The organism is Pseudomonas sp. LTGT-11-2Z, from assembly GCF_003691445.1.
Classification (GTDB): Bacteria; Pseudomonadota; Gammaproteobacteria; order Pseudomonadales; family Pseudomonadaceae; genus Aquipseudomonas; species Aquipseudomonas monteilii.
The window spans coordinates 4,248,405-4,273,639 of sequence record NZ_CP033104.1 but is presented as its reverse complement, the minus strand read 5'-3'; the positions used below and the strand labels follow the sequence as shown (position 1 = coordinate 4,273,639).

Annotated in this window: 22 protein-coding genes, 1 tRNA gene and 2 pseudogenes; 15 read left to right on the top strand and 10 right to left on the bottom strand. The window is 62.2% G+C overall.

Translation table 11 applies throughout. The features are described from left to right. Positions 1–40 precede the first annotated feature (40 nt). Positions 41–724: pseudogene (locus tag D8767_RS29740) on the top strand (methyl-accepting chemotaxis protein); the annotation flags it as partial. Between the two features lie 165 nt (positions 725–889). Continuing rightward, positions 890–1,657 carry a methyl-accepting chemotaxis protein gene (locus tag D8767_RS29735; protein ID WP_372237808.1) on the top strand — a complete coding sequence of 256 codons (768 nt, stop codon included), beginning with the start codon at positions 890–892 and terminating at the stop codon, positions 1,655–1,657. Between the two features lie 54 nt (positions 1,658–1,711). Here D8767_RS29735 and D8767_RS20090 read toward each other — a convergent pair. Continuing rightward, positions 1,712–1,788, bottom strand: a tRNA-Pro gene (locus tag D8767_RS20090). Positions 1,789–1,868: 80 nt separating this feature from the next. Further along, complete coding sequence (locus D8767_RS20085) at positions 1,869–2,090, bottom strand: YgdI/YgdR family lipoprotein (protein WP_013971697.1); 222 nt, start codon at positions 2,088–2,090, stop codon at positions 1,869–1,871. A gap of 187 nt (positions 2,091–2,277) precedes the next feature. Here D8767_RS20085 and moaB point away from each other — a divergent pair, with 187 nt between their 5' ends. Both moaB and glp read left to right on the top strand, forming a co-directional pair. Beyond that, positions 2,278–2,817 carry a molybdenum cofactor biosynthesis protein B gene (moaB, locus tag D8767_RS20080; protein WP_016714883.1) on the top strand — a complete coding sequence of 180 codons (540 nt, stop codon included), beginning with the start codon at positions 2,278–2,280 and terminating at the stop codon, positions 2,815–2,817. Continuing rightward, positions 2,801–4,027: a gephyrin-like molybdotransferase Glp gene (gene glp, locus D8767_RS20075; RefSeq protein ID WP_016714884.1), complete on the top strand. Its 1,227-nt coding sequence runs from the start codon at positions 2,801–2,803 to the stop codon at positions 4,025–4,027. Before moaB ends, glp begins: the two co-directional genes overlap by 17 nt. On the opposite strand, the pseudogene D8767_RS20070 reads toward glp, so the two are convergent. Beyond that, positions 4,019–5,263 (bottom strand): annotated as a pseudogene (locus tag D8767_RS20070) (glycosyltransferase family 4 protein); the annotation flags it as partial. The gene glp and the pseudogene D8767_RS20070 overlap by 9 nt on opposite strands. 314 nt (positions 5,264–5,577) lie before the next feature. On the opposite strand from D8767_RS20070, the gene yegS reads away from it, so the two are divergent. Next, positions 5,578–6,465, top strand: a complete 888-nt coding sequence (yegS, locus tag D8767_RS20065; protein WP_016714886.1) for a lipid kinase YegS — start codon at positions 5,578–5,580, stop codon at positions 6,463–6,465. Here the strand turns inward: yegS and D8767_RS20060 are convergent. The 3 genes from D8767_RS20060 to D8767_RS20050 form a co-directional block, all read right to left on the bottom strand. Then, entirely contained in the window at positions 6,449–7,108 is a 660-nt protein-coding gene (locus D8767_RS20060; protein WP_016714887.1) for a response regulator transcription factor, read from the bottom strand. The two genes, yegS and D8767_RS20060, sit on opposite strands and share 17 nt — an antisense overlap. Further along, positions 7,098–7,994: a sensor histidine kinase gene (locus tag D8767_RS20055; RefSeq protein ID WP_016714888.1), complete on the bottom strand. Its 897-nt coding sequence runs from the start codon at positions 7,992–7,994 to the stop codon at positions 7,098–7,100. Before D8767_RS20055 ends, D8767_RS20060 begins: the two co-directional genes overlap by 11 nt. 365 nt (positions 7,995–8,359) lie before the next feature. Then, the gene (locus tag D8767_RS20050) at positions 8,360–8,869 is read right to left on the bottom strand and encodes a histidine kinase (RefSeq protein ID WP_122048396.1); all 510 of its coding nucleotides are present in this window, start codon (positions 8,867–8,869) and stop codon (positions 8,360–8,362) included. A gap of 350 nt (positions 8,870–9,219) precedes the next feature. Between D8767_RS20050 and D8767_RS20045 the strand changes: the two genes are divergently transcribed. Further along, entirely contained in the window at positions 9,220–10,155 is a 936-nt protein-coding gene (locus tag D8767_RS20045; RefSeq protein ID WP_016714890.1) for a chemotaxis protein CheV, read from the top strand. A gap of 55 nt (positions 10,156–10,210) precedes the next feature. Beyond that, positions 10,211–11,014, top strand: coding sequence for an MOSC domain-containing protein (locus D8767_RS20040; protein ID WP_016714891.1), 804 nt, complete (start codon positions 10,211–10,213; stop codon positions 11,012–11,014). A 66-nt stretch (positions 11,015–11,080) separates the two neighbouring features. On the opposite strand, the gene D8767_RS20035 is transcribed toward D8767_RS20040, so the two are convergent. After that, complete coding sequence (locus D8767_RS20035) at positions 11,081–13,006, bottom strand: transglycosylase SLT domain-containing protein (protein ID WP_016714892.1); 1,926 nt, start codon at positions 13,004–13,006, stop codon at positions 11,081–11,083. 221 nt (positions 13,007–13,227) lie between these two features. Here D8767_RS20035 and D8767_RS20030 point away from each other — a divergent pair, with 221 nt between their 5' ends. After that, positions 13,228–15,156 (top strand): ATP-binding cassette domain-containing protein, encoded by a 1,929-nt coding sequence (locus tag D8767_RS20030; RefSeq protein ID WP_016714893.1) that lies wholly within the window; start codon positions 13,228–13,230, stop codon positions 15,154–15,156. A gap of 64 nt (positions 15,157–15,220) precedes the next feature. Here the strand turns inward: D8767_RS20030 and D8767_RS20025 are convergent, their stop codons facing one another. Next, on the bottom strand, positions 15,221–15,661 hold the full coding sequence (locus D8767_RS20025) for a universal stress protein (RefSeq protein ID WP_016714894.1): 441 nt from the start codon (positions 15,659–15,661) through the stop codon (positions 15,221–15,223). Positions 15,662–15,771: 110 nt separating this feature from the next. On the opposite strand from D8767_RS20025, the gene D8767_RS20020 reads away from it, so the two are divergent. The 7 genes from D8767_RS20020 (at position 15,772) to D8767_RS19990 (ending at position 24,029) form a co-directional block, all read left to right on the top strand. Beyond that, positions 15,772–16,209, top strand: a complete 438-nt coding sequence (locus D8767_RS20020; protein ID WP_016714895.1) for a hypothetical protein — start codon at positions 15,772–15,774, stop codon at positions 16,207–16,209. A 537-nt stretch (positions 16,210–16,746) separates the two neighbouring features. After that, a complete protein-coding gene (fadB, locus tag D8767_RS20015; RefSeq protein ID WP_016714896.1) occupies positions 16,747–18,894 on the top strand; it encodes a fatty acid oxidation complex subunit alpha FadB in 2,148 nt (715 codons plus the stop codon). 31 nt (positions 18,895–18,925) lie between these two features. Beyond that, on the top strand, positions 18,926–20,101 hold the full coding sequence (gene fadA, locus D8767_RS20010) for an acetyl-CoA C-acyltransferase FadA (protein ID WP_013971712.1): 1,176 nt from the start codon (positions 18,926–18,928) through the stop codon (positions 20,099–20,101). A gap of 78 nt (positions 20,102–20,179) precedes the next feature. Then, positions 20,180–20,431, top strand: coding sequence for a DUF1653 domain-containing protein (locus D8767_RS20005; protein WP_016714897.1), 252 nt, complete (start codon positions 20,180–20,182; stop codon positions 20,429–20,431). Positions 20,432–20,531: 100 nt separating this feature from the next. Next, on the top strand, positions 20,532–23,141 hold the full coding sequence (gene topA / locus D8767_RS20000) for a type I DNA topoisomerase (protein WP_016714898.1): 2,610 nt from the start codon (positions 20,532–20,534) through the stop codon (positions 23,139–23,141). A gap of 88 nt (positions 23,142–23,229) precedes the next feature. Next, positions 23,230–23,745, top strand: a complete 516-nt coding sequence (locus D8767_RS19995) for a DUF6586 family protein (RefSeq protein ID WP_016714899.1) — start codon at positions 23,230–23,232, stop codon at positions 23,743–23,745. A 50-nt stretch (positions 23,746–23,795) separates the two neighbouring features. Continuing rightward, the gene (locus D8767_RS19990) at positions 23,796–24,029 is read left to right on the top strand and encodes a hypothetical protein (RefSeq protein WP_003248777.1); all 234 of its coding nucleotides are present in this window, start codon (positions 23,796–23,798) and stop codon (positions 24,027–24,029) included. A 50-nt stretch (positions 24,030–24,079) separates the two neighbouring features. On the opposite strand, the gene sulA is transcribed toward D8767_RS19990, so the two are convergent. Then, positions 24,080–24,556, bottom strand: a complete 477-nt coding sequence (sulA, locus tag D8767_RS19985; RefSeq protein WP_016714900.1) for an SOS-induced cell division inhibitor SulA — start codon at positions 24,554–24,556, stop codon at positions 24,080–24,082. 13 nt (positions 24,557–24,569) lie between these two features. Beyond that, complete coding sequence (lexA, locus tag D8767_RS19980; protein ID WP_016714901.1) at positions 24,570–25,178, bottom strand: transcriptional repressor LexA; 609 nt, start codon at positions 25,176–25,178, stop codon at positions 24,570–24,572. Between the last annotated feature and the right edge of the window lie 57 nt (positions 25,179–25,235).

The following is a 25,235-nucleotide window of genomic DNA, read 5'->3' as shown; positions in this document are numbered from 1 at the left end:
CAGCGGCCCCAGCCCTCTCTCTCTGGTTCCGAGACCCTAGATGTTGCGTAAATCCCTCAGAGTGCAAATTCTCTCGCTGCTCGGCGGCAGCCTGGCGGCGATGTTGCTGATCGCCCTGGTGTGTTTCCAGTTCCTATCGTCCAGCGTGCGCGGTTATGCCGAGCTGGTCGACGGGCCGCTACGGGCCTCGCAATTGATCGACGAAGCCAACCTGCAATTCAAGATACAGGTACAGGAATGGAAGAACGTGTTGCTGCGCGGGCGCCAGCCAGCGGACATGGACAAGTACTGGCAGCAGTTCCAGGCCCGTGAACAACAGGTTCAAGAGCTGCTCGGGCAGTTGATCGACAGCAGCGACGCCAGGCTCAAGGCGCAGTTGCAGCAGTTGCGTGACAGCCATCGGCAGTTGGGCCAGGCCTATGCGCAGGGCCGCCAGGCTTTCCTTGCCGCAGGTGGTGACCCGGTAGTCGGCGACCAGGCGGTCAAAGGCGTGGACCGTGCCGCCAGCGAGCAGATGAGCGAACTGGTCGAGCAGCTGCGTGCCGATGCGCGCCAGCGTGCGGCCAGCATCAGCGCCAGCGCCGAGCGCACGGTATGGCTGGGCTTGCTGGTGATGTTGGCTTCGGCGGTGCTGGTGGGGCTGCTCAGCCTGTGGCTGGTCAACCGTAGCCTGATCGAGCCGATCCGCCAACTGATCGAGTATGTCGCACAACTGAGCCAAGGGCGTTTCGCCGCCCGGGTCGATAGCCGCCGTGAAGATGAACTGGGGCGCCTGGCGCGGGCTGCCAACACGCTGCGCGACTTCCTTGCCGATACCGTTGGCCGCCTGCAGGACAACGCGCAGGAGCTGGAAGGCGCCAGTGGCCAGTTGCGTAGCATCGCCGGCGACATGGCCCGTGGCACCCACGACCAGTTCCAGCGTACCGACCAGGTGGCCACGGCCATGCACGAGATGTCCGCCACCGCTCAGGAGGTCGCCCGTCACGCCGCCGAGGCCGCTCGCGCGGCAGATGACGCCGACCACAGCGCCCAGGCCGGCGAGCAGGTGATGCAGCAGACCATCGACATTATCGGTGTGGTCAACCGTGAAATCGCCGGTACGGCGTCGGTAATCCGCGACCTGGAGCACGACAGCACGCGCATTGGCAAAGTGCTGGAGGTGATCCGTGGCATCGCTGAGCAGACCAACCTGCTGGCGCTCAACGCAGCCATCGAAGCGGCCCGTGCTGGCGAAGCCGGGCGTGGGTTTGCAGTGGTTGCCGATGAGGTGCGCAGCCTGGCCCAGCGCACCGCTGCATCGATTGCCGAGATTCACCAGATCATCGAAGCCGTGCAGTCGGGGGCGGTAGAAGCGGTCAAGGCGATCGAAAGCGGCCAGCAGCGCAGCGAGGAGGGGGCCGAGCAGGTGCAGCAGGCCGGGCAGATGCTGCAGCGCATCACCCAGTCCGTAGAGGCGATCCGCGACATGAACCGACAAATCGCCACGGCGGCCGAAGAGCAGACCAGCGTAGCCGAAGACATCTCGCGCAACCTGATCGAAATCACCCGTATTGCCACGGCCAACCAGCAGGCAGTGCAGCATACCGAGCAGGCCGGGCAGCGCTTGCATGGATTGTCGGGGCAGTTGGGTGAGGTGACCTCGCGCCTGACGGCCTGACCGTTTTCAGGCACAACAAAAAGCCCGCGCAAGGCGGGCTTTTTGCTGCGATTTTGGTCGGAGAGACAGGATTCGAACCTGCGGCCTTCTCGTCCCGAACGAGACGCGCTACCTGGCTGCGCTACACTCCGATGAACAAAATCCTACTGCATCCCGTTTTTGCACACAAGCCCTTGTTGTTTAAAGGGGCTTTGCAAAACGGGCGCCTGGATCACAGCTCTTTGACTGTGCGGATCTGGTCCTTGTTCAGGCGGGTGCGCTTGCCATCCAGTTGCTCGAATTCGTAGAAACCGGAGTCTTCATCATACTTCGGGGTGTCCGTGGCCTGGATTTCGCGGCCATCGTTCAGGGTAATGACGGTCGGCGAAGCGCAGCCGGCAAGGGCGCCCAGGCCCAGGGCGAGCAGGAAGGCAGGTAGGGTCCGTTGAATCATCGTGTTTCTCCAGTGCGATGGTGCTAGATGTCAGTTAAGACGCAGGGTGTCCATGCAAGTTCCTTCTTTAGTGCAGCATAGCGGCAAACCCGGCCTATTGACCGAGGGCAATCGCCATGGGCGCAACGTCGGGAAAGGTGCGCTGTGATATAACTGCGGCCATCTCATCCTGTTGTGACGGACACCCATGAAAGCCAAGGCAGATACCCCCTTCGTGGCGCTGAACATCGCCGTGCTCACGGTCAGCGACACCCGTACTTTCGACACCGACACCTCCGGGCAGCTGTTCGTCGATCGCCTGAGTGCAGCCGGCCACCGTTTGGCCGAGCGCGTGCTGCTCAAGGATGACCTGTACAAGATCCGCGCCCAGGTTGCCACTTGGATCGCCGATGACAACGTGCAAGTGGTGTTGATCACGGGGGGGACCGGCTTTACCGGCCGCGACAGTACGCCCGAGGCGGTGGCCTGCCTGCTGGACAAACAGGTGGAGGGGTTTGGAGAGTTGTTCCGGCAGATCTCCGTGGCCGACATTGGCACATCCACTGTGCAGTCGCGTGCCTTGGCCGGGCTGGCCAACGGTACCTTGGTGTGCTGCCTGCCGGGCTCGACCAACGCCGTGCGCACCGGCTGGGATGGCATCCTTGCCGAACAACTCGATGCCCGCCATCGTCCGTGCAACTTCGTTGCGCACCTGAAGCAGGCAGCGGCCTGTGACAGCCGTGGCTGAGGCCGGCCAGGCCCGGCCGCTGATGCCGGTGGAGCAGGCCCTGGAGCAACTGCTGGCGCTGGCCGAGGCGGCGCCCATCCACGAGACCGAAAACCTGCCGTTGGCCGACGCCGAAGGCCGCGTGCTGGCCACCGACCTGGTGGCCTCGCTCGACCTGCCGCCCTGGCCGAACAGCGCCATGGACGGTTATGCCTTGCGCAGCGCTGACTGGCAGGGCCAGCCGCTGCCGGTCAGCCAGCGCATTTTTGCCGGGCATGCGCCACAGCCGCTGCAGCCAGGCACCTGCGCGCGAATCTTTACGGGTGCGCCGGTGCCGGAAGGCGCCGACTGCGTCGAGATGCAGGAAAACACCGAAGGGCTCGAAGATGGCCGGGTACGCTTTCTTGAAGCGTTGCAAACCGGGCAGAACATACGCCCTCAGGGCCAGGAAACCCGCAAGGGTGAGCAGGTAATGAGCGCCGGCACCCGCCTTGGGCCGATCGAACTGGGCCTGGCGGCGACCCTGGGCCATGGTCGCCTGGATGTGGTGCGCAAGGTACGGGTGGCGGTGCTGTCCACCGGTGACGAGCTGGTCGAGCCCGGTTTGCCGCTGGGCCCTGGGCAAATCTACAACAGCAACCGTCGGCTGCTGGTCAGCTGGTTGCAGCGGCTGGGCTGCGACGTGGTCGATGCGGGCATCCTGCCGGATGACCTTGCACGTACCCGTGCCTGCTTGGCCTCGCTGGGCGACGTTGACCTTATCTTGTCTACCGGCGGTGTCTCGGTGGGTGAGGCCGACTACCTCGGTGCAGCCCTGCGCGAAGCCGGCGAGCTGGCGTTGTGGAAACTGGCGATCAAACCGGGCAAACCGCTGACCTTCGGCCACTTCCAGGGCGTGCCGGTGATCGGCCTGCCGGGCAACCCGGCCTCGACCTTGGTCACCTTTGGCCTGCTGACCCGGCCCTACCTGCTCCGTCGTCAGGGGGTGGCCGATGTCACGCCGCTGCGTTTCGACATGCCGGCGGGCTTCGACTGGCCCAAGCCTGGCACGCGCCGCGAATACCTGCGCGCGCGCATCGAACAGGGCCAGGTGCGCATCTACAAGAACCAGAGCTCGGGGGTGCTGCGCAGTGCCGCCTGGGCCGAGGGCCTGGTAGAGGTGCGCGAAGGCAGTACGCCGAAACAGGGCGATAGCGTGCCGTTCATCCCGTTCAGCGAGCTGCTTGGCTGAGCGGCCCAGCCAGGCACTGCCCAGCGGTGCGGCCTCGGCGGGTGCTGCCTGGGCCAGGCGCATGTGCACGTTCTCCAGTTGCTGGGCCGCCACGCTCCAGTCGTGGCGTTGACGGGCGAATTGCCGCCCGGCATCGCTCAGTTGGCTCATGCGCCAGGGCTGGTTGAGCAGTTGGGTGATCAGCAGGGCGAGCTGGTCACCGTCATCACTGCCCAGGTAGTGCTCACCGTTGTTCGCGGCCAGGCCCGATACGCCTTTGCCGGTGGTGATCACCGGCAGGCCGGCGGCCATGGCCTCGAGGATTTTTACTTTGGAGCCGCCGGCATAGCGCAGCGGGGCGAAGAACAGTGCCGAACGCTTTTGCAGCTCGCGCAGGTCAGGGCGGTAGCCGAACCATTCGATGCGCGGGTCGTTCCAGTGCAATTTCCAGCTGATTGGCAGCGCATGCCCGGCTATCGCCAGGCGCACCGCCGGGTTGCTCATCCACACTTGCGGCATGATGTCTTCCAGCGCCCACTCGATGGCTTCCAGATTGGCGCCATACTCGAAGTTGCCCACGAACAACAAGCGCTGGCTATGCAGCGCCGGTTGCACGTGCTGGTAGAAATCACAATCCACACCATTGACCACCACGTTCACCGGGCGCCCGCTGATCTGCGCGATCAGCTCGGCATCGTGAGCGCTGACCGCCACCAGCTCGGTAGGTTGGCGTAGCACCCGCTGTTCCCAGCGCCGGTAGCGCCAGCGGTCAAAGGCATTGAGCGGGCGTAGCCAGAGCGGCAGGCGGTCGTGGCAGGCACCGCCCATCACGGACTCCAGCGTGTGCTCGCTGAGCATGTAGGGCAGCCCGCGTGCCTGCAAAGCCTTTTCGAACGGCTGGAAGCTGTAGCTGTGCTCGATCTGGATCACGTCCCACGGTTCGTCCAGCAATTGCTCGAAGCGGTGCCGCAGGCAAGGGGACAGGCCATTGATGATCGCCCGCATGGGGTAGTCGATGATTGGCGAAGCCAGCAGGTTCAGCGGGCTGTGCAGTGGCCGACGGGGTAGCACGATCAGCCGCTCGAGTAGCGGCTCCAGGGCTTCGCGGGCCGCATCGCTGAGCGGGATTTTCGACTGCACCAGCAGGGTAATGCGGTGGCCTTGCTGTGCCAGTGCGCGCATCAGGTGGTATTGCCGGGTCTTGCTGCCGCTGGTAGTTGGCCAAGGCAGGTACGGCAGTGTCCAGAGAATGCGCATGACCCGAAATCCTCGCTGAGGGCTGCGGATGAAAAGACGCGCCCATCGGCAGCGCTATGCACACCACTGCCGGGGGCGCGTCCATGGCCAGGATCGAGATTGGCCCGGCGAACAGAAGTCAAAAGGCTGACATCCCTGGGGAAAATGTTGGCCTGGGTCAAAAACTTGTCAAAAGTTCATCTTCTGAGCATAGCCGCGCATTGTCGGGTGTGGGAAAAAGACCGCGCCTGCTTCGTTATTTTTTTGCACCCATGCAACGATCCGTTGCTGCGTATGGTCGAGATCTGGGTGGTTCAAACTCACGGAGAAGCGCAATGCAAGGGCGCAAGGCAATGCTGATCTTGCACGGTAAGCAGGCGATGAACGAGGAACTGCGCAGCGCTGTGCATGACCTGCGCGGTACCGGCTGGGCGCTGGATGTACGTGTCACCTGGGAGGCGGGTGATGCGCAGCGGCTGGTTGGTGAGGCACTAAGCGCGGGCTACAGCCATATCGTTGCCGGTGGTGGGGACGGCACTTTGCGCGACGTGGCCGAAGCCATGGGGCTGGCCGGCGCCGATGCCAGCCTGGCGCTGTTGCCCCTTGGCACTGCCAACGACTTCGCCCGAGCCGCTGGTATACCGCTGGAGCCTGCTGCGGCTCTGGCGTTGTTGAACACGCCGGCCCAGGCGGTAGACCTGGGCCAGGCTGGCGACCAGTTGTTCCTTAACATGGCCACAGGCGGATTTGGCAGCCAGGTCACCGCCAGCACTTCCGAAGACCTGAAAAAAGTGCTGGGGGCGGCGGCCTACCTGTTCACCGGCTTGTCGCGCTTCAGCGAACTGCAGGCAGCTTCGGTGGAACTGCAAGGGCCAGATTTTCAGTGGCAAGGGAGCTTGCTGGCACTGGGTATCGGTAATGGCCGCCAGGCTGGGGGAGGGCAGGTGCTATGCCCTGAAGCGGTGGTGAACGACGGTTTGCTGGACATCGCCATCCTGCCTGCGCCGCAGGAAGTGGTTGGGGCTTTGCGCGATCTGCTGGCCGGTGATGGCCTGTTCGTTCGGGCGAGGCTGCCCTGGGTGGATATCAAGAGTTCGCAGGGGCTGGATATCAACCTCGATGGCGAGCCGTTGCAGGCCGACAACCTGCGCTTTCAGGTCAGGCCAGCCGCGATACGCCTGCACCTGCCGGTCGGGTCGCCATTGCTCAGTCGTCCAGGCTGATGATCTTCTCGCGTACGGCAAACAGTACCAGGCCAGCCACGTCATGAATCTGCAGCCGCTTCATGATTTGCGAACGGTGGGTTTCGACCGTCTTGATAGACAGGCCAAGGCCTGCAGCGATTTCCCGGGTGGACTTGCCGCGTACGATCAGGCGCAGGATTTCCAGTTGCCGGGCCGTGAGGTTATGCCGCTCGCCAGCGGCCTGCTTGCCCTGTTTGGTGTGCCGTAGCGCCTGGTTGATGACGGTGTGGGCGATGGCCGGGCTGAGGTAGCGCTCGCCGTTGCGCACCGCGCTCAGGGCCTGTTCCAGCTCGGTGGCGCTGGTGTCCTTGAGCAGATAGCCGTGGGCGCCGCTTTCCAGTGCCCGCATGATCAGGTCGGGGTCGGTATGCATCGACAGAATCAGCACTTTGCAGGCGTTGCCGCTGGCCCGCAATTGAGTCAGGGCGTCCAGGCCGCTGGTGGAGCGCATCGAAATGTCCAGCAAGACGATATCGGGCGCCAGCGTGCGCACCTGTTCGAGCAGTTGGCCGCCATCGTCAGCTTCGCCGATCACGTCATAGCCAGGGATGTCACAGACCAGCGCGCGCACCCCGGCGCGGATCAGCGAGTGGTCGTCAACCAGCAGCAGTCTACAGGTCATGGGTAGCAGTACTCCGGGCACGTTGCTGGCTGCGCGGGGGCCAGGGGAAGATCGCTTCGATCTGCGTGCCCAAGCCAGGCTGGCTGGTGATGTCGAGGCTGCCCTGCAACGCGGTTACCCGCTCCTGCATGCCGGCCAGACCGCGCTGGCCGGCCTCGGCCGGGTGCCGGGCGGGGATGAAGCCACGGCCATCGTCGTGGATCGACAGTGCCAGCCCTTCAGGGTTGCGCTGCAGGCGGATGACCAGGTTGTTTGCCTGGGCGTGGCGCAGCATGTTGGTTACCGCCTCCTGGGTAATGCGGAACACGGCCATGGCCACGGCTTCGTCGATGCCGCCCAGGCGCTGGTTGCACGCCAGGCTCCAGTGAACGCTGCTGCTGGCCAGGGTACGTACCAGGTGCGCGCGCAGGCTGGCTTCCAGGCCAAGGCTGGCGAGCTGCCGGGGGTTGAGCAGGGCGGACACATCGCGCACGTTGCCCAGGGTGTCATCCAGCGTGCCGCGCAGTGCATCGCAGTGGCCCTGCAGCTCGTCGGGTATACGCCGCTGCAGCCACTGCAACTGCAGCTTCGCAGCGGTCAGCAATTGGCCGATGTCGTCGTGAAGTTCGCGGCTCAGATGCTGACGTTCGTCTTCCTGCACCTTGAGCATGCGCTCGGCCAGTTCGGCCGGGCGCAGGCTGATCGACCTGGCGCCCAGCCCCAGTTGAACGGCGGCGCCCAGCGTCGCGACCAGATGCAGCACCAGCAGGCTGGCCGGGATGGCCTGGTTGGCCAGGTACAGCGCCAGGTTCGCAACCAGCGAGGCCACGCACAGCCCGACCGTTGCCCAACGCAGCAGGGCAGCGCGGGAGCAGCAACGCAGAGAAGTCTTCAAGCGTGGGGACATAAGTAGGAAAGCCACTGAAGTATTGCTGATGGAGGCCTTGCACAATGCTGGTCAGAGGCTTTGGCGCAGTACTTTCGATGTTTTTTCGAATGCGTGGTCTTGCAACCTTGGTTCAGGTTGCAAGCCTTGGTGGGGGCGCATATTACCACTTTGGATTGCATCGGTCGCGGCTGGGAAACGCTTTGAAACGCCTGCTAGTCCGGTCTTTTCGGGTAGCAAAGTGCCACCCTTTAATCGTGCAGTACGCACTTGTGCTGTAACTAGCGTGCTCAGGGTTCAACTTGGGCCACTGAAACGCTGGAGAACTTTCCAAGTTTGACCATGGTAGGGCTTGAACAGCGGTACTTAGTTGCACTATGCGTCAATTAAAGCGCCGGGTTAGAGCGGTCAGGGCGGCTGCTGGCTGCCACTTCACCTTGGGTGTGAATGCACACGCTGCCTTGCTCATCGCATGACGTACAGGCTGACGCAAAAGGTTGTTGCACGACTTTCGCCAACTCACCCAGTAGCACCAGTTGCTCGCCGATGTCCAGGTTCAGCCGCCCGGTACGGGTGTCGATCAGTTCCAGTTGCCAGGCCAGTAGGGTCAGGCACTCCCCTATCGCGGGTAGGGCTGCACGTTGTAGGCAACCACCGTGGCAGGCTGGGGCGAGCAACTGTTGAAGGGCAGTGGTGTAATAGGCGACTTCACGCAGGCCCAGGCGTGTGGCCTGGCGGGCGAGGCTGTCGAGGGCGTTGCCCAGGCAGCGGCAGGCATCCAGATCATTGTCGATCAGTTCCAGATGTTGCAGGCATTCCTGGGCCTGGGTCAGCAGTACCTGGGCATCCAGCAGGAAGCCCTGCGGGGCGTCGTCGAACGATAAGGCAGTGTCCATGGTCAGGTCCCCGCGCGTGGGGTAGGCGCAGGGGACGGGCACGCCGAAACGATAGCTAGCAAAAGCCTGACTCCATTCATGCAGTGAGAATGGCGTCACATTAATGGCTAAAGGATATCGCGAACATCAGGTTGCACCCGATTGCGACTAAGGGTTTCCCTGATGTGGGGCCAGGGTGGGGAACTTTTGCAGCACCCTCGGTTTATCCCGGTGTGCCCGCAGTAAAACATGATGGTAAAGTGATATCAATTGCCTTTGCGGTATTTTCCCGCAAGGGTCAAGGTGCGCGTGAAACCGCCGATACAGGGTAGATGATTTCACCTTTTCCGACTCAAACCTGGGGGTTTCCAATGGCTGGCATTCTCGACACGGTAGACCAACGCACGCAATTGGTGGGTGAGAACCGCCTGGAAATTCTGATGTTTCGCCTGGCCGGTCGCCAGTTGTTCGCGATCAACGTGTTCAAGGTGCAGGAGGTGCTGCAACTGCCCAAACTGACCTTGATGCCCCAGCGCCACGCCTTCGTCTGCGGTGTGGTCAACCTGCGCGGGCAGACCCTGCCGGTGATCGACCTGTCCCAGGCGATTGGCATGCGCCCGCTGCAGCCGGGGCCGGACAGCACCATCATCGTCACCGAGTACAACCGCTCGGTGCAGGCCTTCCTGGTAGGTGGTGTGGACCGTATCGTCAACATGAACTGGGAGTCGATCATGCCACCGCCTTCCAGTGCCGGGCGCCAACACTACCTGACAGCCATCACCAAGGTTGATGACAAGCTGGTGGAGGTTATCGACGTAGAGAAGGTGCTGGCCGAGATCGTGCCGTACAACGCCCGGGTCTCCGGCGACAAACTCGCCGACCCAGTGCTGGCCCGGGCGCGTGGCCGCGAGGTGCTGCTGGTGGATGACTCCAGCGTGGCCTTGGCGCAGTTGCGCGATACGCTGTCCCAGTTAGGCGTGAAACTGCATGTGGCCAGTGATGGCCTGAAAGCGCTACGTATGCTCAAGGGCTGGGCCGATGCCGGTGAAGACGTATGCGAGAAGCTGCTGATGGTATTTACCGATGCCGAAATGCCGGAAATGGACGGCTACCGGCTGACCACCGAGATCCGCAGTGATGCACGCCTGCGCCAGCTTTATGTGGTGCTGCACACCTCGCTGTCGGGCAGTTTCAACGAGTCCATGGTGAAAAAGGTGGGTTGCGACAACTTCCTGTCCAAGTTCCAGCCTGATCGCCTGGTCGACGTGGTCAAGCAACGCCTGCTATTGGACACCGCCACTGCGTGAACCCTGGGCCGGCCAGGTATAAGCTTGGCTTTTGGCATGACACGAGGCAGCAGGGATGTTTCTCAGTGAGTTGTATCGATACCCTGTGAAGTCGGGGCAGGCGCAAAGTCTGCAGGCTTCACCGGTTGGGTTGCTGGGGTTGCAAGGTGACCGGCGCTGGATGGTGGTCGAGGAAGAAAACGGACGCTTCCTGACCCAGCGCGCATGGCCACAACTTGGCCAGCTGCAGGCGTGTGCAGACGACAGCGGCCAGTTGCTGCTGCAGGCGCCCGGGCAGGCACCGTTGCGGGTACCTGTACCCGCTGCCGACGAAGCCCTGCGTGGCGTGACCATTTGGCGCGATACGTTGCGAGTGCCTGATGCAGGCGATGAAGTGGCGGCCTGGCTGAGCGAACTGCTAGGCAAGGCCGTGCGCCTGGTGCATTGCCCGGAGCAGCGTGCGCGCTACCTGCCCAATGGTTATGGTTTCAACAGTGACCGGGCGGCGTTTCCGGATGGTTTCCCCTTGCTGCTGATTGGCCAGGGCTCGCTCGACGAGCTCAGCCGGCGTGTTGGCCGGCCCATGGAGATGCTGCGCTTTCGGCCCAACCTGGTGGTGCACGGCGCTGAACCCTTCGCCGAAGATGGCTGGAAGCGGATTCGTGTCGGCAGCTTGGTGTTTCGTGTGCTCAAACCGAGTGTGCGGTGCATATTTACCACGATTGACCCGGCTACCGGGGAGCGCAGTGCCGACCGGGAGCCGATGGCCACGCTCAAGACCTTTCGCGAGAAAGAGGGGGATGTGCTGTTCGGGCAGAACCTGGCGGTGGATGGGAATGGGTGGCTCGAGGTGGGGATGAAAGTGGAAGTCCTTGAATAACTGTTTGTCCGTATTGGCCCCTTCGCGGGTTTACCTGCGAAGAGGCCGGTTCAGGCTCGGCGAACCTTACATGTCATCGAAATACCGCTCGTGCCAATCCACCAGCGGCTGTGGCGAATTCAACTTCTGCCCGTAGATCACCGAATACGACAGCACGTTTTGCACATACTGGCGTGTTTCGTCGAACGGGATCGACTCCACCCACACATCGAAGCTCAGGTGCTTGGCGCCTTTCAGCCACTGGCGAACGCGCCCGGGCCCTGCGTTGTAGGCCGCCGAAGCCAGCACACGGTTGCCGTTGAACTGGCTGTGCACCTGGCTCAGGTACGCGGCGCCCAGCTGGATGTTCTTGTCCGGGTTCAGTACCTGCGCCGGTGACGCCAAGGGGATGCTGAACTTGCGAGCGGTTTCCTTGGCTGTGGCCGGCATCAGTTGCATCAGGCCGCTGGCACCCACCGGCGAGCGCGCATCCTCCATGAATGCACTTTCCTGGCGGGTGATGGCGAATACCCAGCTCGAATGCAGGCCGCGGACCTTGGCTTCGCGCACCAGCGTGTCGCGGTGGGCCATCGGGAAGCGGATGTCCAGATCGTCCCAGTACTGCGCCTGGCTAATGGTGCGGATAGCCGGGAAGTACCAGCGCAGCTCATAGCCCAGGCGCGCCTGGGCAACCATTTCGTCGCGGTTGAAGTGGCGGCTGACGTGGTACCACTCGCGGCGGCCTTCCACGATCTGGCCGCGGGCGTGGAATTCCAGCGCGCGCTGAATGCCGGGTGTGTTGCGTACCTTCTTGACCAGTTGCGGGCTTAGCAGCAGCGGCTTGTTGTTCAGCTGGTAAGGTGTTTGTGCCCGGTCGGCAGCAAGGAAACCATAGAAGTCACGCTCACGCGCCACGGTTTTGTACAGCAGCGGGATCTGCGGGTTGTTCGGCTGTGCCAGCTCCAGGCTGCGAGCCTGCCAGTATTTCCAGCGGCTGCTGCTGGCCAGGTCCTGGGGCAGGCGCTTGGTCAGCTCGTAGGCGTCTTCCCAGCGGCCCAGGCGTAGCAGCAGTCGCAGGCGCCACTCGCTGACGGTGTTGTCCCGTAGCTCTGGGTCGTAGCGGGTCATCAGGTCGAGGGCGCGCGGGTCGTAGCGGCGTGCCAGGGTCAGGCCGATTTCACGGGCGATGGCCACTTTCTCGTCGCGGGAAAAGTGCATGCGCTGGGCGTAATCGTCCAGCAAGGCCATGGCCCGCTCCGGGTCCTGGCGGGCCAGGCGGCGCAGGCCGAGGCTGACCACGTCGGACATGGCTTCGTTGACCGGGGTGAAGCGCGACGGCTGGTTGAGCAGCTCAGGTTTTTGCGCTACGTCGACCAGCAGGCGCCCTTGCGGGCCGAGGGTGGTCAGGGTCTTGATCAGGTTGTTGGCCAGGGCGTAGTTGCGAGCCTGGGCCGCCAGCTTGGTACGTTCCCAGCGCTTGGCCTCGGTCAGCTGGCCTTCGGCGGCCCACATGCCGAACAGCGTGTCGCACGCGGCAGGTTGTGACTTGCCGACGTTCCACAGTTTGTCGGCCGTGGCGTAGCCCTCGGCACGCAACCCATGGCTGAGCTGGTACTGGCCGTTGAGGCAGTCCAGTTCGGTGAAGTTGAGCTTGGGGTCGTAATATTTGACGAAGGTGTCCCACTCGCCCCGTTCGGCCAGCCAGCGCAACCAGCGCAGTTTCATCCAGTTGGCCTGGGGCAGGTCGCCGTGCTTGGCGAGGAAACCTTCGATTTCCTGGTTGCTGGCGCTTTTCAGGCGGGCGGTAAGCTCGTCGTAGGCCAGGTAGGGCGTCAGCGGGTAGTCGTTCAGGGCCTGGGCATAACGCAGGTACGGGCCTTTGTCGCCTTTGGCCAGCGCACGCTTGGCCTCGTCGTAGTACTGGCGTTGCAGGGACAGGTCGGTGGCCTGCGCCGCGCAGGTGGCAGCGGTAAGCAGGAGGCAGGATGCAATATGTAACAGGCGGCTGCGCATGATACGTCCGGGCAGTTGAACCATGGGGAAGTGACGGCGGAGCCAGCACTGTTGAAAGCTATTGCCTTAGCTTAGCTGTTTGCCGGCAGCGGGTGAAAGGACTGTGCTTGTATCGGGATATTAAGTTCGACCAGATGTCGCCAGGCACTCGCCGGTTGGCCTGGCGGATGCCGTCGAGGGCCAAGTCAGGTAGAATGCGCGCCCGATTTATGGAGACCAACATGACCCTGCTCAAATTCAGCGATGTGTCCCTCGCATTCGGCGCCATGCCGCTGCTGGACAAAGTGTCCTGGCAGATCGCTCGTGGCGAGCGGGTGTGCATCATCGGCCGCAACGGCACCGGCAAGTCGAGCATGCTGCGCCTGGTCAAGGGCGAGCAGAAGGGCGATGACGGTGAAATCTGGCGTGCCCCGGGCCTGAAGATCGGCGAATTGCCGCAGGAACTGCCGGTGGCCGACGAACGTACGGTGTTCGATGTGGTGGCCGCTGGCCTGGACGGCGTGGGCGAGTTGCTGGCGCAGTTCCACCACCTGAGCATGAACATCCAGGGTGACGAAGACCTGGAAAAGCTCATGCACGTCCAGCACGAGCTGGAAGCCCGTGATGGCTGGCGCCTGCAGCAGGTGGTAGAGAGCACCCTCAGCCGCCTGCAACTGCCCGCCGACAAGACCCTGGCCGAGCTGTCCGGTGGCTGGCGCCGCCGGGTGCTGCTGGCTCAGGCGCTGGTGTCCGAGCCCGACCTGTTGCTGCTCGACGAGCCCACCAACCACCTGGACATCGGTGCCATCGCCTGGCTCGAAGAAGCCTTGCGCGGCTTCAACGGTGCGGTGCTGTTCATTACCCACGACCGTTCCTTCCTGCAGAACCTGGCCACTCGCATCCTCGAGCTGGACCGTGGCGGCCTGATCGACTGGAACGGCGACTACGCCAGCTTCCTGGTGCACAAGGAGGCGGCACTGGCCGCCGAAGAGACGGCCAATGCGCTGTTCGACAAGCGTCTGGCCCAGGAAGAGGTGTGGATTCGTCAGGGCATCAAGGCCCGTCGTACCCGCAACGAAGGCCGTGTGCGTGCGCTGAAAGCCTTGCGTGTGGAGCGTGGCGAACGCCGCGAGCGCCAGGGCAAGGCCAACATCCAGATCGAAGCGGCGGAAAAGTCCGGCAAGCAGGTGATGGTGCTGGAAAACGTCAGCTTCCATCACCCTGACGGGCCGATGCTGGTCAAGGACTTCTCCATGGTCCTGCAGCGCGAGGACCGTATCGGTCTGCTGGGCGCCAACGGTACCGGCAAGACGACCTTGCTCAAGATGATGCTCGGCGACCTTGAACCGACCGCAGGCAAGGTAGAACGCGGCACCAAGCTCGAAGTGGCCTATTTCGACCAGATGCGCCACCAGCTCGACCTTGAAAAGACCGTGATCGACAACCTGGCCGAAGGCCGCGACTTCATCGAGATCGACGGCCAGAACCGCCACGTGCTGAGCTACCTGGGCGACTTCCTGTTCAGCCCGCAGCGTGCGCGCACGCCAGTCAAGGCGCTGTCGGGTGGTGAGCGTGCTCGCCTGCTGCTGGCCAAGCTGTTCAGCAAGCCGGCCAACCTGTTGGTGCTCGACGAACCGACCAACGACCTGGACGTGGAAACCCTCGAGTTGCTCGAAGAGGTGCTGTCCAACTACAAGGGCACTGTGCTGATCGTCAGCCACGACCGGGCCTTCCTCGACAACGTCGTCACCAGCACCCTGGTGTTCGAAGGCGAGGGCAAGGTGCGCGAGTATGTCGGGGGTTATGAGGACTGGATTCGCCAGGGAGGCTCGCCAAAGCTGCTGGGCGTGACCGAGAGCAAGGGCGGCAAGTCGGCCCTCAACAGCGCGGTGGTGGAGAAGGTCGAGGCCAAGCTTGCGCCTGTTGCTGTGCCGGTGGTGGAAGAGGCCTCGAAGAAGAAGCTCAGCTATAAGCTGCAGCGTGAGCTGGAGATGCTGCCGGGGCAGATCGACGCGCTGGAGCAGCGCATGGCTGAAGCCCAGGAAGAAGTGAATGCGGCGGGCTTCTATCAGCGGCCGATTGCGGAGACTTCGGCGGTGCTGGCCAAGATCGAGAAGCTGCAGGGTGAGCTGGATGTACTGGTAGAGCGCTGGGCTGAGCTGGAAGGCTGATCAGATTTCAATCTGTACCGGCCTCTTCGCGGTTTTACCCGCGAAGAGGCCGGTACAGGTTAAATCATTCCCTCTTCAGCAACCGCACCGCCAGCACATCACACGGCGCCCCATGCAGCACGTCATTGGCCGTGGAGCCCAGCAACAACGCCAGGCCGTGACGGCCATGGCTGCCGACCACGATCAGGTCGCATTTCTGGTCCTTGGCCAGTTGATGGATTTCCTGGCGCGGCTGGCCATAGGTCAGGTGTGAGTCGCCGCGGTTGATGCCCGGGTATTTGTTGAACAGGCGGTCCATGCGCTCCTTGGCCTGGTCGAACTGCTGCTGTTGCAGCTGCGACAGGTCCATTGGCACGTCACCGCCGAACGCCATGGCCATCGGTTCGACGATGTGCACCAGCGACACCTTGGCGTTCGAAGGCGCGGCCAGCGCCATGGCGCGTTTGATCACCGGGTCGCATTCTTCGGTCAGGTCGACGGCGACCAACAAATGTTCGTATTGCATGAGCGGTACTCCTGACAATCGCGATAGAAGAAGTATGGTCGCTTTCGGGCGGGTCTTCCGTGAAAAATGGCTAACCAGCTCATTTGCAACGCTTTATGGGATCTACTGATATGACGGTATTGCTGGTGGTGTCAATCCTTGCGCTGATTCTCAGCCCGCTTTCCTGGCTGCGTTCCTCGCGCAAACAGAGCGAGCAGATGAAACTGCGCCTGGAAGCACGGCGCATGGGCCTGGCCATGCAGCTTGCGCCGCAGCAATGGCCGCACTGGCTGGAAAAGGAGCCGCCAAGCCCTTGCCCGCAGTACCACCGCGCCCGGCGCCGTGGGCACGAGGACAACTTCAGCTTCTGGCAGGTCAGCCCGGGGGTGTGGTGGAACCAGTGGCGTGAACCCTGCGAAGACCCGCGCTTCGTGGAGGCCCTGGCGCGCTTGCCGGCGAGCGTTTACAAGGTCGAGGCGGATGCTCGGATGATCGCGTTGTACTGGACTGAGCGGGGCGATACGGCTGTATTGCAGGATGTTGCCTACTTCCTCGAAACCCTCGCCTGAATCATGCTCATACGCCTTCTAGGGGCGGGTAGGCATCAGCCCGGTTAATCTGGCCTGAAACGACAAAGCGGCGGCTCGGCAGAACCCTGAAGGGGTGGGGTGCCAAGTCGCCGCTTTGCGTTCTGCTGCGCAGAAAAGGCCAGGCAGGCCGGGTATTCATTCAAGCAATTGGCAGTGTAGCCGCCCAGGATTGCCGTGCAAGTGGAAAGTTGCAGCACACTGCAAGTGGCTGTGGTCAATCGCTGACATGAATGGCCGGCGATCACTGTCATCATGTTTTGTACCAAGACGATACAAAATGACTGGAAAGTCGCGTTTTCGCCATGCTCGTGAGCATTTGACAACGCCGATCTTTTCGGAGAATGTGTGCACACCCAAATCAAACGGGCGTATGAATTGAGCGTTTGTATGTCATGACGCCAAGCCATACTTCCGACTAGCGCGCTGACGGGTGTGCCTGGGGCGGGGCAGTTAGGCCTGCTTTTGCTGCAGCGATCGGCGTGTACAGTTCAGCTTCCATATCGTGGAGATCAGTTGATGATTTACGAAGGTAAAGCCATCACGGTTAAGGCTCTTGAAAGTGGCATCGTCGAGCTCAAGTTCGACCTCAAGGGTGAGTCCGTCAACAAGTTCAACCGCCTGACCCTGAGCGAGCTGCGCCAGGCCGTCGATGCCATCAAGGCCGATGCCTCGGTCAAGGGCGTGATTGTCAGCAGTGGCAAGGACGTGTTCATCGTCGGCGCCGACATCACCGAGTTCGTCGACAACTTCAAGCTGCCCGAGGCCGAACTGGTCGCCGGCAACCTGGAAGCCAACCGCATCTTCAACGCCTTCGAAGACCTCGAAGTGCCGACCGTTGCCGCCATCAACGGCATCGCCCTGGGTGGTGGCCTGGAAATGTGCCTGGCCGCCGACTACCGGGTCATGTCCACCAGCGCCAAGATCGGCCTGCCGGAAGTCAAGCTGGGTATCTACCCGGGCTTCGGCGGCACCGTGCGTCTGCCACGCCTGATCGGTTCGGACAACGCCATCGAGTGGATTGCCGCCGGCAAGGAAAACCGCGCCGAAGACGCCCTGAAAGTGGGTGCCGTCGACGCTGTGGTCGCCCCTGAGCTGCTGCTGGCCGGTGCCCTGGACCTGATCAAGCGCGCCATCAGCGGCGAGCTGGACTACAAGGCCAAGCGCCAGCCGAAGCTGGAAAAGCTCAAGCTCAATGCCATCGAACAGATGATGGCCTTCGAAACCGCCAAGGGCTTCGTCGCTGGCCAGGCCGGCCCGAATTACCCTGCGCCGGTCGAAGCCATCAAGACCATCCAAAAAGCTGCCAACTTCGGCCGCGACAAGGCGCTGGAGGTCGAAGCCGCAGGCTTTGCCAAGCTGGCCAAGACCTCGGTTGCCGAAAGCCTCATTGGTTTGTTCCTGAACGACCAGGAGCTCAAGCGCAAGGCCAAGGCGCATGACGAAATCGCCCACGACGTGAAGCAGGCTGCCGTGCTCGGCGCTGGCATCATGGGTGGCGGTATCGCTTACCAGTCGGCGGTCAAGGGCACCCCGATCCTGATGAAGGATATCCGCGAGGAAGCCATCCAGCTGGGCCTTAACGAGGCTTCCAAGCTGCTCGGCAACCGCGTCGAGAAGGGCCGCCTGACCCCGGCCAAGATGGCCGAGGCGCTCAACGCCATTCGCCCGACCCTGTCCTATGGCGATTTCGCCAATGTCGACATCGTCGTCGAAGCCGTGGTCGAGAACCCGAAAGTGAAGCAGGCCGTGCTGGCTGAGGTGGAAGGCCAGGTGAAGGACGATGCGATTCTCGCCTCCAACACCTCGACCATCTCCATCAACCTGCTGGCCAAGGCGCTCAAGCGCCCGGAAAACTTCGTCGGCATGCACTTCTTCAACCCGGTGCACATGATGCCGCTGGTGGAAGTGATCCGAGGCGAGAAATCCAGTGAAGTGGCGGTCGCCACCACCGTGGCCTACGCCAAGAAAATGGGCAAGAACCCGATCGTGGTCAACGACTGCCCGGGCTTCTTGGTCAACCGTGTGCTGTTCCCGTACTTCGGCGGCTTTGCCAAGCTGGTCAGCGCCGGTGTCGACTTCGTGCGTATCGACAAGGTGATGGAAAAGTTCGGCTGGCCAATGGGCCCGGCGTACCTGATGGACGTGGTCGGCATCGACACCGGCCACCACGGCCGCGACGTGATGGCCGAAGGCTTCCCGGACCGCATGAAAGACGAGCGCCGCTCGGCCGTTGACGCGCTGTACGAAGCCAACCGCCTGGGCCAGAAGAACGGCAAGGGCTTCTATGCCTACGAAACCGACAAGCGCGGCAAACCGAAGAAAGTCTTCGACGCCACCGTGCTGGACGTGCTCAAGCCTGTCGTCTTCGAGCAGCGTGAAGTCACCGACGAAGACATCATCAACTGGATGATGGTCCCGCTGTGCCTGGAGACCGTGCGTTGCCTGGAAGACGGCATTGTCGAAACCGCCGCCGAAGCCGACATGGGCCTGGTCTACGGCATTGGTTTCCCTCCCTTCCGCGGTGGTGCGCTGCGCTACATCGACTCGATCGGTGTGGCCGAATTCGTTGCCCTGGCCGATCAGTACGCCGACCTGGGGCCGCTGTACCACCCGACCGCCAAGCTGCGTGAAATGGCCAAGAACGGCCAGCGCTTCTTCAACTGAGCGGTCAACGAGCTAGAGCGAGAGATTTGATATGAGCCTGAATCCAAGAGACGTGGTGATTGTCGACTTCGGTCGCACGCCAATGGGCCGCTCCAAGGGTGGCATGCACCGCAATACCCGCGCCGAAGACATGTCGGCGCACCTGATCAGCAAGCTGCTGGAACGCAACGACAAGGTCGACCCGAAAGAGGTCGAGGACGTGATCTGGGGCTGCGTCAACCAGACCCTGGAGCAGGGCTGGAACATCGCCCGCATGGCCTCGCTGATGACCCAGATCCCGCACACCTCTGCAGCCCAGACCGTCAGCCGCCTGTGTGGCTCGTCGATGAGCGCGCTGCACACGGCTGCCCAGGCGATCATGACCGGCAACGGTGATGTATTCGTGGTCGGTGGCGTGGAGCACATGGGCCACGTCAGCATGATGCACGGCGTCGACCCCAACCCGCACCTGTCCTTGCACGCCGCCAAGGCTTCCGGGATGATGGGCCTGACTGCGGAAATGCTCGGCAAGATGCACGGCATCACCCGTGAGCAGCAGGACCTGTTCGGCCTGCGTTCGCACCAGTTGGCCCACAAGGCCACGGTCGAAGGCAAGTTCAAGGACGAGATCATCCCGATGCAGGGCTACGACGAGAACGGCTTCCTGAAGGTGTTCGATTTCGACGAAACCATTCGCCCGGAAACCACCCTCGAAGGCCTGGCATCGCTCAAGCCTGCGTTCAACCCGAAAGGCGGTACCGTCACTGCCGGCACCTCGTCGCAGATCACCGACGGCGCCTCGTGCATGATCGTGATGTCTGGCCAGCGCGCCATGGACCTGGGTATCCAGCCATTGGCGGTGATTCGTTCGATGGCGGTGGCCGGTGTCGACCCGGCAATCATGGGCTATGGCCCGGTGCCTTCGACCCAGAAAGCCCTCAAGCGTGCCGGCCTGACCATGGCCGATATCGACTTCATCGAGCTCAATGAAGCCTTCGCCGCACAGGCCCTGCCAGTGCTGAAAGACTTGAAAGTGCTCGACAAGATGGATGAGAAGGTTAACCTGCACGGCGGCGCCATTGCCTTGGGCCACCCGTTCGGTTGCTCCGGGGCACGTATTTCGGGCACCCTGCTCAACGTCATGAAGCAGAATGGCGGTACCCTGGGGGTGGCGACCATGTGCGTCGGCCTCGGCCAAGGTATCACCACTGTCTTTGAACGCGTCTGATCGCGTAGCGGGACAGCAGCCGGGGCCTTGTGCCCCGGTTTTTGTTTTTTTCAGGTTCAAGTCAAGAGGGTGCGCAACATGCAGATACAACCAGGCGTATACCGGCATTACAAAGGGCCTGAGTACCGTGTCTTCAGTGTTGCACGGCACTCCGAGAGCGAAGAGTGGATGGTGTTCTACCAATGCCTGTATGGTGATTACAGCTTCTGGGTACGGCCACTTTCGATGTTCCAGGAGTCTGTCGAGGTTGACGGCGAGCAGGTGCCACGCTTTGCTTTGGTCAAGGTCGAAGAGGGGCTGCCTGGGTTGCTGGGCAAGTCGCACGCATGATCGTTCGAGCTTGACCTCACCCTTTTGCCACTATATATAGCGGTGCCGCGTCTGGCACCTGACGCGTTTTTCATCTTCAGATTCAGGAATACTCCGATCCATGGGCAAATCGCTGGTCATTGTGGAATCCCCGGCCAAGGCCAAGACCATCAACAAGTACCTGGGCAACCAGTACGTGGTGAAGTCGAGTATCGGCCATATCCGAGACCTCCCCACCAGCGGTTCGGCCAGCGCGAGCAAAGAGCCAGCCGCCAAGCGTGGTAAGGCCGCGGGTGAGGCTCCGGCCCTTTCGCCAAAAGAAAAGGCCCGTCGCCAGTTGGTGGCACGCATGGGTGTCGACCCTGACCATGGCTGGAAGGCCAAGTACGAGATCCTGCCTGGCAAGGAAAAGGTGATCGAAGAGCTGCGCCGCCTGGCCAAGGATGCCGACACCATTTATCTCGCAACCGACTTGGACCGCGAAGGGGAAGCCATTGCCTGGCACCTGCGCGAAGCCATCGGTGGTGACGACACCCGCTACAAGCGCGTGGTGTTCAACGAAATTACCAAGAAGGCCATCCAGGAGGCCTTCTCGCAGCCAGGCGAGCTGGATATCGACCGGGTCAATGCCCAGCAGGCCCGCCGTTTCCTCGACCGTGTGGTCGGTTACATGGTTTCGCCGCTGCTGTGGGCCAAGATTGCCCGTGGCCTATCTGCCGGCCGTGTGCAGTCGGTGGCGGTAAAGCTGGTGGTGGAGCGCGAGCGCGAAATCCGCGCGTTCATCCCGGAAGAGTACTGGGAGATCCACGCCGACCTGGGCACCGCCAAAAACGCCAAGGTGCGTTTCGAGGTGGCGCGCGAGAAGGGTGAGGCGTTCAAACCGCTGAACGAAGCCCAGGCCATGGCTGCGCTGGAGAAGCTCAAGGCCTCCAGCTACAGCGTGGTCAAGCGTGAAGACCGCCCGACCAGCAGCAAGCCATCGGCACCGTTCATTACCTCCACCCTGCAGCAGGCGGCCAGTAACCGCCTGGGCTTCGGGGTGAAGAAAACCATGATGATGGCCCAGCGTTTGTACGAAGCTGGCTACATCACGTATATGCGTACCGACTCGACCAACCTGTCGGCCGATGCCCTGGACATGGCGCGCAGTTACATCGAGCGCGAGTTCGGCAAGCAGTACCTGCCGGAAGCACCGCTGGTATACGGCAGCAAGGAAGGCGCTCAGGAAGCGCACGAAGCGATTCGTCCTTCTGACGTGAATACCCACCCGACCAAGCTCAGTGGCATGGAGCGTGACGCCGAGCGCCTGTACGAGCTGATCTGGCGCCAGTTCCTGGCCTGCCAGATGCCGCCGGCGCAGTACCTGTCCACCAGCGTCACCGTGGCGGCAGGCGACTTCGAGCTGCGCGCCAAGGGCCGCATTCTCAAGTTCGACGGTTACACCCGCGTGCTGCCACAGCAGAGCAAGCCGGGCGAAGACGACGTACTGCCAGAAATGGTCCAGGGCGAAGCGCTGAAGCTGATCCAGATCGACCCGAGCCAGCACTTCACCAAGCCGCCGGCGCGCTTCACCGAAGCCAGCCTGGTCAAGGAAATGGAAAAGCGCGGCATTGGTCGCCCGTCGACCTATGCGGCGATCATCTCGACCATCCAGGACCGTGGCTATGTGACCTTGCACAACCGCCGCTTCTATTCCGAGAAGATGGGCGACATCGTCACCGAGCGCCTGTCGGAGAGCTTCTCCAACCTCATGGATTACGGCTTTACCGCCGACATGGAAGAGAACCTCGACGACGTGGCCCAAGGCGAGCGTGACTGGAAGAACGTGCTCGACGAGTTCTACGGCGATTTCAGCAAGAAACTGCAGACTGCCGAGTCCAGCGAAAACGGCATGCGCGCCAACCAGCCGACCATGACCAACATTGCCTGCAAGGAATGTGGCCGGCCGATGATGATCCGCACCGCTTCCACGGGTGTGTTCCTGGGTTGCTCGGGTTACAGCCTGCCGCCGAAAGAGCGCTGCAAGGCCACCGTCAACCTGGTGCCGGGTGACGAGATTGCCGCTGATGACGAGGGCGAGTCGGAGTCGCGCGTGCTGCTGGGCAAGCATCGCTGCCCGATTTGCGCCACGGCGATGGACGCCTACCTGCTGGACGAGAAGCACAAGCTGCACATCTGCGGCAACAACCCGGATTGCGCCGGCTACGAGATCGAGGAAGGCAACTACCGCATCAAGGGCTACGAAGGGCCGAGCCTGGAGTGCGACAAGTGCGGCAGCGAGATGCAATTGAAAACCGGCCGGTTCGGCAAGTTCTTCGGTTGCACCAACCCGGCATGCAAGAATACCCGCAAGCTGCTCAAGAGCGGCGAGGCTGCGCCACCGAAGATGGACAAGGTGGACATGCCTGAACTCAAGTGCGAGAAGGTCGACGACACCTACGTGCTGCGTGACGGCGCTTCGGGGTTGTTCCTGGCGGCTAGCCAGTTCCCGAAAAACCGCGAAACCCGTGCGCCGTTGGTGTTGGAAATTGTGCCGCACAAGCATGAGATCGACCCCAAGTACCACTTCCTGTGCGAAGCGCCGCAGAAAGACCCGGAAGGCCGCCCGGCGGTAATCCGCTACAGCCGCAAGACCAAGGAGCAGTACGTACAGTCCGAGGTTGATGGCAAGCCGACCGGCTGGAAGGCGTTCTACGACGGGAATGCGTGGAAGGTTGAAGACAAGCGCTGATTCTTCAGTGCAGCAATTGGGGCCGCTTTGCGGCCCCAATCATTTATGATGCATGTACTCGCCTTGCAGCCTTAGGGAGGCCACTGAAATGGCCCAGGAACTGTATACCCGTACCAACCAGAAACTGTTCTTCGCCGGCCTCGCCCTGGAGTCCATGGCCAAGGCCGAGCAAAGCCAGGCCATGAACGCTCAAGGCCTGGTGCAAGCCGAACGCGAATCGGCGCTGTTCCATCTGTACGGCGCGCTGCTGGGCCTGTGTCATGAGATCGGCGGCTTCTACCGCCTGCCGGTTGTTGCAACGGTCGAGCAAGCGCTGGCTGACGATACCTTGAACGGCATCGCCATCCCGGAAGTGGCTGAGCTACTGGAAATCGCCCGCCAGCGTGAAACCTGGCTGGCGCAAATGCTGGATGCTTATGCCAATTTGTTCCGACCACCTGTCGCGAAGAAGGCGCCGAAAACTGACGTTACCCAACCCCTGATCCAGGCCGTCAACCTCGATGAGCACGAGCATCCTGCACTGTCGCGTGCCGAGCTGGAAAGTTGGCGCAACAACCTCAAGAGCTTGGTGAGACGCTTCCGCGACGCGTTGAGTGAGTGCTGATAGCCGCAACGGCTGGTACACTAGCGGCCTTTCGCGGAGAACTGCCATTTATGTCTACGTCGTTTCTGGAAATTGTCGAGTTGCCTGATGGCCGCATCGAACTGCGTCGCGCCGAGGATGAGGGCTCTCTGGTAACCCTGGATTTCTCGGAAGACGCCAAGGTGTTCCTGCAGGGCCAGCATGTGGAAGTGGCCAAGGCCATGCTCAGTGTGGGCGTGCAGATGGCCGGTCGCCTGATGGATGGCGAGCTTGAGCGTGATGAAGGGCCGCGTGTGCTGCACTAAGGGTGCAGCAACGTGTCAGGCTTTTTGAAGTGACAGGCAAAGCCTGAACATCAGCCGAGGCGGATGTTCAGGCTTTGTGCATTTCCGGCACTGGCCGCGCGTAGCAACTGTTGGCGTGCAGTGGCATTGACGCTACCCAGCCAGCTCACCACGGTGTGGCTGAGGCCAAGGCGCAAGGCCTCGCAGGCTAGTTGCAGCGGGCTTTGATTGCTGCGAGGTTGCAGCAGCAAAATACGTTCACGGTTGAGCCCGGCATCGCGCAACCAGGCCTGGGTCAGGCTGGAGGGCGGAGCGATCAGGGTCAGCCAGCGGGCCTCGTCCTCTTCGCTCAGCTCGCGCAGTACCGGTGCCAGCAGGCTTTGGCAGTGCCCAGGGGCGCCGCGCAGCGACAGTTCGCTGAACAGCTCGGGTTGGCTGCTCTTGCGTGCCAGTTCACTGGCTTTCAGGCCCGGTAGCACGGGCTGGGCGAGAAAAGCTTCGAACAGGGGCAACTGGGCTTGCTCGGGTGCGTGAATGAACTGCTGCATGACGCCTCCTGGATCAGCGGCGAATGACGCCGACGCTCAAGCCCTCGATCACCAGCTCCTGTTCTTTCAGGTCGACTTCGATGGGGGCGAATTCGGGGTTTTCGGCAAGCAGCCATACCTTGCTGCCCTCACGCTTGAAGCGCTTCACGGTTACTTCGTCGCCGATGCGGGCCACCACGATCTGGCCGTTGCGGGCTTCGCGGCAGGTGTGTACCGCCAGCAGGTCGCCGTCGAAGATGCCGACGTCTTTCATGCTCATGCCGTGTACGCGCAACAGATAGTCGGCTTGGGGGTGGAAGAAGGCGGGGCTGATGTTGCAGGATTGCTCGATGTGCTGTTCGGCAAGGATCGGCGCACCGGCAGCAACCCGGCCGATGATTGGCAGGCCGCTTTCTTCGGCTTTGGCTTCCAGGCCGGGAATGCGGATACCACGGGAGGCGCCCGGGGTCATCTCGATGGCGCCTTTGCGGGCGAGTGCCTTGAGGTGTTCCTCGGCGGCGTTGGGCGACTTGAAGCCCAGCTCCTGAGCGATCTCGGCGCGCGTCGGCGGGAAGCCGTTGTCTTCCAGGCAGCGTTTGATGAACGCGAGAATTTCGGCTTGGCGTGGCGTCAGTTTCAACATGGTGAGCGCTCTGTCTTTTTGTACAGTGACTGGGATTATATACAGTACTGGATGCGC